Origin of the sequence: Streptomyces sp. NPDC079141, assembly GCF_040686775.1 — a bacterium.
GTDB lineage: Bacteria > Actinomycetota > Actinomycetes > Streptomycetales > Streptomycetaceae > Streptomyces.
On the sequence record NZ_JBFBLP010000041.1, the window covers coordinates 1 to 9,925 of the forward strand.

The 9,925-nt window shown below is 69.6% G+C and carries 13 protein-coding genes; 8 read left to right on the forward strand and 5 right to left on the reverse strand.

The window, feature by feature from the left end:
• Positions 1 to 55 precede the first annotated feature (55 nt).
• A complete protein-coding gene (locus AB0Q90_RS41935; RefSeq protein ID WP_363166009.1) occupies positions 56 to 340 on the forward strand; it encodes a hypothetical protein in 285 nt (94 codons plus the stop codon).
• A complete protein-coding gene (locus tag AB0Q90_RS41940) occupies positions 322 to 735 on the forward strand; it encodes a PIN domain-containing protein (protein ID WP_363166008.1) in 414 nt (137 codons plus the stop codon). Before AB0Q90_RS41935 ends, AB0Q90_RS41940 begins: the two co-directional genes overlap by 19 nt.
• 227 nt (positions 736 to 962) lie before the next feature.
• Here AB0Q90_RS41940 and AB0Q90_RS41945 read toward each other — a convergent pair whose 3' ends face one another.
• The gene (locus tag AB0Q90_RS41945) at positions 963 to 1,613 is read right to left on the reverse strand and encodes a TetR/AcrR family transcriptional regulator (protein WP_363166007.1); all 651 of its coding nucleotides are present in this window, start codon (positions 1,611 to 1,613) and stop codon (positions 963 to 965) included.
• Between the two features lie 225 nt (positions 1,614 to 1,838).
• On the opposite strand from AB0Q90_RS41945, the gene AB0Q90_RS41950 reads away from it, so the two are divergent.
• The 3 genes from AB0Q90_RS41950 (at position 1,839) to AB0Q90_RS41960 (ending at position 4,402) form a co-directional block, all read left to right on the forward strand.
• Positions 1,839 to 2,609: an NAD(P)-binding domain-containing protein gene (locus AB0Q90_RS41950; RefSeq protein ID WP_363166006.1), complete on the forward strand. Its 771-nt coding sequence runs from the start codon at positions 1,839 to 1,841 to the stop codon at positions 2,607 to 2,609.
• Positions 2,610 to 2,762: 153 nt separating this feature from the next.
• Positions 2,763 to 3,659 carry an alpha/beta hydrolase gene (locus AB0Q90_RS41955; RefSeq protein ID WP_363166005.1) on the forward strand — a complete coding sequence of 299 codons (897 nt, stop codon included), beginning with the start codon at positions 2,763 to 2,765 and terminating at the stop codon, positions 3,657 to 3,659.
• Between the two features lie 116 nt (positions 3,660 to 3,775).
• Positions 3,776 to 4,402 (forward strand): NAD(P)H-binding protein, encoded by a 627-nt coding sequence (locus AB0Q90_RS41960; RefSeq protein WP_363166004.1) that lies wholly within the window; start codon positions 3,776 to 3,778, stop codon positions 4,400 to 4,402.
• Between the two features lie 343 nt (positions 4,403 to 4,745).
• Here the strand turns inward: AB0Q90_RS41960 and AB0Q90_RS41965 are convergent, their stop codons facing one another.
• The 3 genes from AB0Q90_RS41965 to AB0Q90_RS41975 all read right to left on the reverse strand — a co-directional run bounded on the left by AB0Q90_RS41965 (position 4,746) and on the right by AB0Q90_RS41975 (position 7,139).
• Positions 4,746 to 5,831 carry an alpha/beta hydrolase gene (locus AB0Q90_RS41965; protein WP_363166003.1) on the reverse strand — a complete coding sequence of 362 codons (1,086 nt, stop codon included), beginning with the start codon at positions 5,829 to 5,831 and terminating at the stop codon, positions 4,746 to 4,748.
• A 113-nt stretch (positions 5,832 to 5,944) separates the two neighbouring features.
• Positions 5,945 to 6,712, reverse strand: a complete 768-nt coding sequence (locus AB0Q90_RS41970; RefSeq protein ID WP_363166002.1) for a glucose 1-dehydrogenase — start codon at positions 6,710 to 6,712, stop codon at positions 5,945 to 5,947.
• Positions 6,713 to 6,752: 40 nt separating this feature from the next.
• Positions 6,753 to 7,139 (reverse strand): hypothetical protein, encoded by a 387-nt coding sequence (locus AB0Q90_RS41975; protein ID WP_363166001.1) that lies wholly within the window; start codon positions 7,137 to 7,139, stop codon positions 6,753 to 6,755.
• A 2-nt stretch (positions 7,140 to 7,141) separates the two neighbouring features.
• Here AB0Q90_RS41975 and AB0Q90_RS41980 point away from each other — a divergent pair, with 2 nt between their 5' ends.
• A complete protein-coding gene (locus AB0Q90_RS41980) occupies positions 7,142 to 7,333 on the forward strand; it encodes a hypothetical protein (protein ID WP_363166000.1) in 192 nt (63 codons plus the stop codon).
• Positions 7,334 to 7,336: 3 nt separating this feature from the next.
• On the opposite strand, the gene AB0Q90_RS41985 is transcribed toward AB0Q90_RS41980, so the two are convergent.
• Positions 7,337 to 8,020 (reverse strand): SDR family NAD(P)-dependent oxidoreductase, encoded by a 684-nt coding sequence (locus AB0Q90_RS41985; RefSeq protein ID WP_363165998.1) that lies wholly within the window; start codon positions 8,018 to 8,020, stop codon positions 7,337 to 7,339.
• A gap of 226 nt (positions 8,021 to 8,246) precedes the next feature.
• On the opposite strand from AB0Q90_RS41985, the gene AB0Q90_RS41990 reads away from it, so the two are divergent.
• Both AB0Q90_RS41990 and AB0Q90_RS41995 read left to right on the forward strand, forming a co-directional pair.
• Positions 8,247 to 9,140, forward strand: coding sequence for a helix-turn-helix transcriptional regulator (locus tag AB0Q90_RS41990; protein ID WP_363165997.1), 894 nt, complete (start codon positions 8,247 to 8,249; stop codon positions 9,138 to 9,140).
• A 470-nt stretch (positions 9,141 to 9,610) separates the two neighbouring features.
• Positions 9,611 to 9,925, forward strand: a 315-nt coding sequence (locus tag AB0Q90_RS41995; protein ID WP_365734503.1) for a zinc-binding dehydrogenase, incomplete at its 3' end; no start/stop codon positions are given.

Here is a 9,925-nt window from a genome sequence, read left to right on the forward strand (position 1 = left end):
ACGGCCTTCGCGGGCGGCCGTGGCACGTTTCCTACTCGTTTGACACGCTGAGGGTATGGCTGAGACGACGTACAGCCTCGGGGAAGGCCCGGCGAGGCGGGTGAGCCTGTCGCTACCGGAGGGGACCGCGGAGGCGATCCGGGCGCGGGTGGGTAAGCGGGAGTTCTCCGCGTTCATTGCCGAGGCGGTCGAGCGTGAGCTGCGCGGGCAGATCCTGGATGAGTACCTGGCCGACTACGAGAGCCGCAAGGGACCGGTCTCCGATCAGGCTCGTCAGCGGGCGTGGCAGGTCTTCGACGAGATGTTCGCCGAGGAGGGTGAGTGGCCCGCCGCAAGCTGAGACACGAGGGCACGTTGGTCCTCGACAGCGAAGGGCTCTCGAAGGTACTCGCCGATGATGAGCAGGTGGTGGCCCTGGTCGCCGAGGCGCGCTCGCGCGGCATGGAGGTCGTGATCAGTGCGCTCACCATCATCGAGGCGGTCCGCGCCCGTACGAATAGGTCCCGTCTTGACTGGGTGCTCTCCGGACTGCGCGTAATTCCGGTGGGTGACGAGGAGGCGAGGGCAGCCTCGAAGCTGTCGATGGGGGCCGGCCTGCACGGGCACAAGTACGCGATCGATGCGGCGGTCGCCGGGGCCGCGCTGCATCAGCACCGACCGGTGGTCATGTTGACCTCCGATAGTGACGACATGGCCAAGCTGTGTGGCGATCGGGTCCGGCTCGTGGCGGTGTGAATTCTCCGCGCCCGGGGTGGGGTGTGACGGCAGCGCCGGGCAATGCCGGGTGACATTCGAGGTGGGGTTCCGGGGCGTTGCGTGCTGCCTTTCGACTGGCGGACAGGTAGTGGCGGTGGAGCTACAAGTATTCGGTGGATCCCCGGTTTCGGTAACCGGGGATCCACCAGAATCAAGGCCGTTTGCGGCAGCTTCGGGAGAACAGAGCCGAAACGCAGGTCCCCTGATCATTCGCTCCTGGGCGCATCCGAGTGGGGTGTGGGCTCGGGCAGGGGTTCGGTGTTGCGGCTGGAGAGGCCGTCGAGGGAGATGCGCAGGAGGCGGCGCCACCGACCTGGGTGGCTGTCGCCGGTCGTCAGGACGGCCTGGCTCAGGGAGCCGCTGAGCAGGACCAGGTCCTCGGTGGTGACGTCGGGGCGCAGGAGGCCGGCGTCCATGCAGCGCGTGCGCAGCTCGTCGATGAAGGTGTAGCAGCGCTGGGCGCAGGAGGGAGTGGGGCCGCCTCTGGTGGTGTAGCTCTCGACGACGGCGCGGTTGCCGGCCTGTGTGGTGAGCATCTGCTCGAAGAACCCGGTCAGTGCCTGCCAGGGTTCTTCGGTGGCGGCGGCCTGCTGGTGGGCGTCGTTGAGCCAGGAGCCGAACTGCTGTTCCAGGACGGTGAGGAGCAGGTCGTCCTTGGTCGGGAAGTGGCGGTAGAGGGTGCCCATGCCGACGCCGCTGCGCCGGGCGATCTCGCGGACGTCGACGGCGCCGCCGTGCTCGGCGAAGACGGCACCGGCGGCCTCCATGATCGCGGCACGGTTGCGTTCGGCGTCGGCGCGGCGGCCGCGCGGTGCGGGCTGTTCGGGTGCGGGGGTCGGCTGCTCGGCGAGGGTCACGGCATTCAGGCTACAGGGAACTCCAGCATTTCGGAGCGCTCGCTCCGGTTGCGCCACACTCAAGGGGAGCGTCCGCTCCGGTTGTGCTACCTTCAAGAGGAGCACTTGCTCCGTTTTGATGGTGCGGACGGCTCTGGCCTTCGCCTGCCCCTTCCCGCCTGAGCCCGGCTCCCTGCAAGAACCACCGGCGGACCGCACGGTCCGCGAGATGAGGAGACCCCTTCCATGGCAACCCTTGGCTTCATCGGCAGCGGCAACATCGGCACGGCCATCGCCCGGCTCGCCGTCGCGGCGGGCATCGACGTCGTCCTGTCCAACTCGCGCGGTCCTGAGACCCTGGCCGAGACGGTGGCGGAGCTCGGTGAGCGGGCCCGCGCCGCGACGCCCGAGGAGGCGGCCCGGGCGGGCGACTGGGTGGTGGTGAGCATTCCGCTGGCCGCCTACCGGAAGCTTCCCGTCGCCGCGCTGGCCGGCAAGGTCGTGCTCGACACGATCAACTACTACCCGATGCGCGACGGGCACATCGAGGCCCTCGACTCGGGCAAGACCACCACCAGCGAGCTCGTTCAGGAACACCTGGCCGGCGCGAAGCTCGTCAAGGCGTTCAACAACATCAGCGACTTCCATATCCCCGCCCTCGCCCGCCCCGCAGGCGCCGCCGACCGCACCGCCCTGCCCATCGCCGGCGACGACGCACAGGCCAACGCCGACGCCGCCGACCTGATCAGCAGGCTCGGCTTCGACACCGTCGACGCCGGCCCCCTGGCAGACAGCTGGCGCTTCGAGCCGGAGACCGACCCCTACGCGACGCCGTACTCCGCCGCACCCGACGCCATCAGGGCCTTCTGGGCACTGGTGGCCGAAGCCCTCCGCTCCGGCACGATGCCGCAGACGCCGCCCCCGGTCGACGCGGGCGTCCCGCTGCCCGCGGCACAGCTGCGCAGGCTGCTCGCCGACACCCCGCGCAAGCTCACCGCCGACCGCGTGGTGGCCTGACCCCCTGATCAGTCCTTTGCTGGTCCGACGTGCCCGCTCTGCCCTGGAGAGACCCCGGCCGAGCAAGGACCCGGACCAGCGGGACTCGATCGAGCAGAAAAGCTCGGTCATCCGTTTCGAAACACCGCCCCCGTCCCACGAGGAGACCCCACCATGTCGTTCACCGTCACCGACGTGCCGCACCTGCCCGCCGGGTTCGCCGACACGTTCACCAGCCACACCGTCAAGACAAACGATCTGACCCTGCACGCCGTGGTCGGCGGCGACGGGCCGCCGCTGCTGCTCCTGCCCGCCTGGCCCCAGTTCTGGTACCACTGGCGCCTGGTCATGCCCGCCCTGGCCGAGCACTTCACCGTCGTCGCCGCCGACGTCCGCGGCCTGGGCGGCAGCGACAAACCCGCCACCGGCTACACCCTCGACACGCTCGCCGACGACCTGGCCGAGCTGATGACCGCTCTGGGTCACGAGCGCTTCGCCGTCGCCGGCTACGACCTGGGCATGAACGTCGCCCACGCCCTCGCCACCACCCACCGCGACCGTGTCACCCGCCTCGCCGTCGGCGAGTCCGTCCTGCCCGGTCTCTCCCCGTCGCCGCCCCTGATCTCGGACGCGGCCACCAACGCGTTCCTGTGGCACTTCGCCTTCAACCGCCTCACGGACATCAACGAACGCATGGTCGCCGGACGCGAGGAGATCTACTTCGGCCACCAGTTCGAGTCCAAGGCCGGCCGGCCCGACGCCATCCCGCAGCACGCCGTGGACGTCTACGTCGACCAGCTGCGCGACCCGGCCGCCCTGCACGCCGTCTTCGAGTACTACCGCACCCTCGACCAATGGTCCGAGCAGGTCCAGCGCTGGCGCGACGAGGGCCCGCTGACCATCCCGGTCCTGGCCGTGGGCGGCGAGTACGCCACCGGCACCGGCCCGGAAGAGGTCATGCGCCTGCTCGCCACCGACGTCACCGGACTGGTCATACCCGGGGCCGGTCACTTCCTGGCCGAAGAGGCTCCGGAAGCCCTGACGAAGGCACTGCTGGACTTCCTGCTCTGACCGGGCAGCGCGGAGGCCGGCCCGGCTGACATCGCCGGTGGCCGCGGCCGCACGTGCACGCGGCCACCACCCACTCCCTGACAAACAGTCATCTTCCCCACGAAGGACGTACACCCATGAACATCTTGATCCTCGGTGCGACCGGTCCCACCGGCCGCCACGTCGTCGACCTGGCCATCGCGGCCGGTGACACGGTCACCGTCCTGGCCCGCAGACCGGAGGCACTGGCCGATCTGGCGAACCAGGTCAACGTGGTCGCCGGAGACGCCACCTCGCCCACGGATGTCGCCAAGGCCATGATCGGCCAGGACGCCGTCATCTCGGCCCTCGGCAGGAGCACCTCCGTGCGCGCCCACGACCTGTTCACCCGCGCCGCGGCCGCCGTCATCGACGCGGCCGAGGAACAGGGCGTCTCACGCCTGGTCTGGATGTCCTCGTTCGGCGTGGGCGACACCTACCGGTCGGCAAGTGTCCTGCAGAAGATCATGTACCGCACGTTCCTGCGGGACATCTACGCCAACAAGGACCTCTCCGAGAAGGCCATCCGCTCCAGCACTCTGGACTGGACGCTGGTCTACCCGACCCTGCTGACCAAGGGCCCCGCCAAGGGCACCTACCGCGCCGGCGACCGTCTCCTGATGAAGGGCAACCCGAAGATCAGCCGCGCCGACGTCGCCGCCTTCATGCACAAGGCGGCCCACAGCCCCGAGTGGATCAACCGCGACGCCGTCATCACGGACTGACGAGCCCAGGTTCCCCCCGCGGAACGCGAGCCGGTCGAGCGGGCCGCGCTGGACCAGGGGGTGACCGTACGACGAGGCCAGGGTTACACCCTGCGCGTCACCGCCGTCCTCGCCGTGCACATCGGACTCCTCGCCCTGCGCCAACCGCTCGACGGCAGCCATGGCGTTCCTGCGGTCCCGGCCCAGCGCAAGCCCGCCGCGAGTACGAGAACCGCGTCAGCGCGCTCACACCGGCCGGACCGTGATCACCGGCTTAGCGTCACCGCTGTACCGATTGCCGCTCCTTGCTCGTCCTGAGCCGAATCGTGCGGCCCTGGGCAGTCGAGCTGCCCCGCTTATCGGATCAGAGGTGCTCGGCGAAGAAGTCGGCGAGCTTCTCCCAGGGGATCAGGTCGGCCTTGTCGTAGAGGTCGACATGTCCGGCGTCGGGGACGATGTGGAGCTGCTTCGGCTCAGGGGCCTGGGCGTACGCGTCCTCGCTGTAGTAGCGGGAGTGCGCCTTTTCACCGGCGATGAACAGCAGCGGGCGCGGGTCGGTCAGTTCGATCTGCGCGAGCGGCATGAAATTGGTGATCGCGCCGAGGCTGGTCAGGCTCATCGCGTGAGAGCGCGGATGCGCGCCGCGCGGTGTCGCGTAGTACTCGGCGAATTCGTCGGCCGCGGCCTGCTGTGACGGCTTCAACGGCACCGCGTCCCCGCCGCCGTACCGCACCGTTCCGCCTTCGAACTCGACCCAGCGCTGTTCCGCCGCCTCGGCACGGGCCCGCTTGCGCTCCTCGGGAGTGTTCACTTCGCTCTGGATCGGGGCGTATCCCTGGCCGTCGCGGTAGGCGCGGCCCATGTCGTACATGCTCACCGTCGCGACGGCCTTGAGGCGCGGATCGATCTGCGCGGCGCTGAGCGAGAAGCCGCCGCTGGCGCAGACCCCGATCACGCCGATCCGCTCCCGTGCCACGTATCGACGGGTGCCGAGGTAGTCCACGGCGGCGCTGAAGTCCTCGACGAACGTCTCCAGGGATGCGATGTGTCGTGGCGTGCCGCCGCTCTCGCCGTTGTAGGAGGCGTCGAACGCCAACGTCACGAACCCGCGCTCGGCCATGGTCTGCGCGTAAAGGCCCGAGGTCTGTTCCTTCACGCCACCGAACGGGTGGCCGACGATCAGCGCCGGCGTACGACCGCGCAGCTGCTTGGGGCTGTAGAGGTCGGCCACCAGCTCAATGCCGAGCCGGTTGTGGAACGACACCTTCTTGTGGTCGACCTTGTTGCTGCGAGGGAAGGTCTTGTCCCACTTCGACCCTCGTCGAGCCGTCTGTGCGTGGGCAGTTGCGCTGCTGCCGGCCACGGCGAGCGATCCGGCCGCGACAGCGGCACCACCCATCATCAGAAGCTGACGCCGCTCCAGGCGGAGCCCGCTCTCTTGCGCTCTCATCGAGTCACGTGACTTGTCGGACGTCATGGATCAACCTCTCCAGTTTTCTTGCATCTGTATGGACCGGGCGTAGTGATGACCTGCTGACCCGATGGGGGAAATGCACTGCGACGTCACTGGGCGGTGTAGCCGCCGTCGACGGGAAGGGCGATCCCGGTGACGTAGCTGGCGCCGTCGCTGCACAGCCACAGGACGGCCTGGGCGATTTCGTCGGCGGTGCCGAGGCGATCGATGGCCTGGCCTGTTGCAGCCTGGTCGCGGTTGAGTTCGCCGCCTTCGATCATGGAGTCGACCATGGGGGTGCTGATGGTGCCGGGACAGACGGCGTTGATGCGGACGCCGCGGGAGCCGTATTCGAGGGCGGCGCTCTTGGTCAGGCCGAGCACGCCGTGCTTGGTGGCGTGGTAGGCGGCGCGGCCCGGGTTGCCGACGAGGCCGCCGAGGGAGGAGCAGTTGACGATCGTGCCGCTGCCCTGGTCGCGCATGTGACGCAGTTCGTGCTTCATGGCCGCCCAGATGCCGCGCAGGTTGATGTTCTGGACGCGGTCGAACTGGTCGGCGCTTTCGTCGGCGGCGTCGGTGGGCGGGGGCATGATGCCGGCGTTGTTGTAGGCCATGTCCAGACGGCCGTAGGTTTCCACGGTGCGGTCGACGGCTGCCGCTACTTGATCCTCGTCGCTCACGTCGCAGACCAGGGCGAGGGCCTGGTGGCCGTCGTCGGCGAGCTGCTTGGCGGCGGCGTTCACGGCGTCCTCGTTGATGTCGGCGAGGGCGACGGCGGCTCCGGAGGCGGCGAAGGCACGGGCGGTGGCCAGGCCCATGCCGGAGGAAGCGCCGGTGATGAAGGCGACCTTGCCGGTGAAGTCGTAGGTGGGGTTCATGAAGGTTTCTCCCAACGGGGTTGTACGTGGCGGACGTTGTTCAGTGCGAGGTCGCTGCCGGCGTCCGGTCCGAAGCCTGAGCGGCGGTCTGGGCGCGTTGGGCGACGATGCGTGTAGGGCTGCCTGTTCCGGCAAGGGCGAGGGCGATGAGCGGCACCAGGGTGAGCGCGGCGAAGACCGCTCCGACCAGCGAGGGGCCGGTCAGACCGAGCGAGGAGCCGAGGGACTGGCCGGCGAGAGCCGAACCGGCGGCGATGCCGGTGTTGTAGGCGGAAGTCGTGAGCGCAGAGGTGAGCGTGGGGGCGTCGCCGGCGAAGCGGACGGCGAGCGAGGTGACGACCGGGTTACGGAAGCAGCGAGGCCAGGTCGCGGGCGGCGGGGCTGTCGTTCTAGGTCGCGTCGACGGGCTCGCCGTCGAGGGTGACACGGATGTCCATCGGAGCGTTCCTGTCTGAGCCGGTCGGGCTCGCTGATGCCGACGTCTGCGCGGAGGCCGGGGCGGACGACGATGCGGAGCCGGTGGCAGGGGCCTGCTCGGCGGGTGAGTCGTCGGAGCAGGAGGTCGCGGCCAGCAGCAGAGCACCGATGGTGGCGGTGGTGGTCAGGGCCCGGCGGAGGTGAAGGTCATGGGGTGCCGTCCTGCGGGTCGGGCATGGGCTCGGCGTAGTGGCGGAAGCCGTCGCGGCCGGTGTGCAGGGCGTACAGCCGCTCGGCCAGGACCTCAGGGCTGGAGGTCACGGAGTCGGGGCTGATCGCTCCGGGGACGATCAGCTGCGTTACATGGATGTTCTCCGGCGCGAGCGCGGTGTGGAGCATCTGCGCGTAGGCGCTCTCGCCGGCGAACGCGATCGAAGTGCCGGCCACGCTGGGCTTGGGACGTACGGCGCTGCCGCCGTTGACGAACAGCAGCGTGCCCCGGCCGAGATCCCGCATGCCGGGCAGGACCGCGTTCACGCAGGTGACCGGGGCCTTCACGGAGAACGCCAGAGGGGCGTCCAGGTCGGCTGCGGTGGTCTCAAGGACCGGCTTCATGAAGTCGGCCCGGGGCACGGGGCTGTACTGCAGGATCTCGACGGGCCCCAGGTCCTCGGCCGCGGTGTGCAGGGCGCTGGTCAGCGCGTCAGGGTCGAGGACGTCGGCGGTGTAGCCGCGGGCCTGAATTCCGTCGCCGTCCAGCGCGGCCACAAGGCCGTCGAGGCGCCCCCGGTCGCGGGCCAGGAGCGCGACGCTGTGGCCCGACTTGCCGAAGCGGCGGGCGGCGGCCAGCCCCAGACCGGGGCCTGCGCCGACCAGTGCGAACGTGGTCATGGTGAGTCCTTGAGCGAAGGTGTACGGGTGGACGGGAGCGGACCCGAAGCCCTGGCGGCAGGCCGCCCGAGCCGGGTGCGGGGCTCCGCCTCCACGACGTGACGGCCGGAAGGTCGAGCACCACGTTTTCCAGGTAACCGGCACTTCACGCGCGTAGCGAGTCACTGACGAGGGATGTACTGGCAGTACATCCCTATGGCCGCGTGCGCGACGTACCGTCGAAGACATGGACAACCGTGAGGAGGTCCGCGAGTTCCTCACCTCGCGGCGCGCGAAGATCACCCCCGACCAGGCAGGGCTGCCGTCCGGCACCCGACGTCGTGTGCCGGGCCTGCGCCGAAGCGAGGTCGCGGCCCTGGCCGACATGAGCGTCGAGTACTACTCCAAACTGGAGCGCGGCAACCTTGCCGGCGTCTCCCCGGCCGTCCTCGAGGCCCTCGCCCGCGCCTTGCAGCTGGATGACGCCGAACGCGCCCATCTGCAGCACCTGGCCCAGGCCGCCGACGGCTCCGACACCCTCACCCGCACCCGCCGCCGTGCCGCCACCCGGCAGTGGACACCCCACCGCAGCCTGCAGTGGACCCTGGACGCGGTCACCGCCGGACCGGCGTTCGTGCGCAACGGCCGCATGGACATCCTCGCCGCCAACCAGCTCTTCCGCGCCTTCTACACCGACCTCTACGCCACGCCCGGCAACCAGCAGAACCTGGCCCGCTTCACCTTCCTCGACCCCGCCGCCCGCCGCTTCTACCCGGACTGGGACTCCTTCGCCGACATCACCGTGGCCATCGTGCGCACCGAAGCCGGCCGTAACCCGCACGACAAGGACCTGCACGACCTGGTCGGTGAACTGTCCACGCGCAGCGACGAGTTCCGCACCCGATGGGGCGCCCACAACGTCCGCCATCACAGCACCGGGACCAAGCACTTCCATCACCACGCCGTCGGCGACCTCTCCCTGGCCTTCGAGGGCCTGGAGATGGCCGCGGTCCCCGGCCTCACCCTCACCATCTACACCGCCGAGCCCGGCTCCCCTTCCGAAGAAGGGCTGCGCCTCCTCGCCACCTGGGCCGCCACCCAGGAAGCCGGGCCGGAAACCGAGCGCTCGGCCAGCCGCTGAGGGGTGCCCTGGCAGTACCTCCTTCCACAGTGACTCCCTGTTCGCCACGAGGGCGGGTTGGCTGGATGCCGAACTCTCCCCAGCGGTCTGGAAGGACGAATCGGCGTGCGCTTCATCACGACCACCGGCCCTCGGGCGCGCACCAGCACCCGTCGGGTCAGGCTGGCGACGGCGTCCTTGGTCGCCTCGACGATGCTCCTCTTTGTTCTCAGCGGGTGCCGCGCAGGCGCATCACGGGTTCGACGACTACGACACCGGCCGCCTGTACTACATCGCCGGTACCGTCTCGCAGGTACGGGAGGGCGAGCCGCACTCCTATTTCACCGTGACGATCGAGGATGGCCTGCCCGCGGACCGCCCAGCTACACCTCGATGTGGGGCCTCGACCGTGAACTCGAGGACGGCGAACGGATCGAAGCCGTCGGCTACATCGGCTGGAGCCACACGGACGAGTTCCGTCCGGTCGTGTTCTGGGTCGAGGACGGACAGTCTGTCAACCAGGTGCTCAACGAGGAACTTCCTACGACGCCGCTGTCCGTGCCGTATCCGACGGGCGGGTAGCCACCTCGGCCGGAGGTGACCTCGCCACCGCTGAGCACGAGCGTGGCATCACCATCCAGCGGACGTTCGTACCGAACTACGCCCGCGACCATGCACGCCTGGAGCACCTGCGGCAGCTGGCGGAGGAAGAGCGCCTGACGCCGCGGGTGGCCTGGATCCTGCCCGCCGAGCAGGCCGTTGAGGCCCACCGCCTGCTTGAGCAGGGCGGCTTGCGCGGCCGAGTG

Bases quoted from the DNA above. Each gene is read 5' to 3' on its own strand.
- AB0Q90_RS41950 (WP_363166006.1), top strand. From the start codon at position 1,839: ATGGCAACCCTTGGCTTCATCGGCAGCGGCAACATCGGCACGGCCATC.
- AB0Q90_RS41985 (WP_363165998.1), bottom strand. From the start codon at position 8,020: ATGACCACGTTCGCACTGGTCGGCGCAGGCCCCGGTCTGGGGCTGGCC.
- AB0Q90_RS41990 (WP_363165997.1), top strand. From the start codon at position 8,247: ATGGACAACCGTGAGGAGGTCCGCGAGTTCCTCACCTCGCGGCGCGCG.
- AB0Q90_RS41935 (WP_363166009.1), top strand. From the start codon at position 56: ATGGCTGAGACGACGTACAGCCTCGGGGAAGGCCCGGCGAGGCGGGTG.
- AB0Q90_RS41970 (WP_363166002.1), bottom strand. From the start codon at position 6,712: ATGAACCCCACCTACGACTTCACCGGCAAGGTCGCCTTCATCACCGGC.
- AB0Q90_RS41955 (WP_363166005.1), top strand. From the start codon at position 2,763: ATGTCGTTCACCGTCACCGACGTGCCGCACCTGCCCGCCGGGTTCGCC.
- AB0Q90_RS41980 (WP_363166000.1), top strand. From the start codon at position 7,142: ATGTCCATCGGAGCGTTCCTGTCTGAGCCGGTCGGGCTCGCTGATGCC.
- AB0Q90_RS41960 (WP_363166004.1), top strand. From the start codon at position 3,776: ATGAACATCTTGATCCTCGGTGCGACCGGTCCCACCGGCCGCCACGTC.
- AB0Q90_RS41965 (WP_363166003.1), bottom strand. From the start codon at position 5,831: ATGAGAGCGCAAGAGAGCGGGCTCCGCCTGGAGCGGCGTCAGCTTCTG.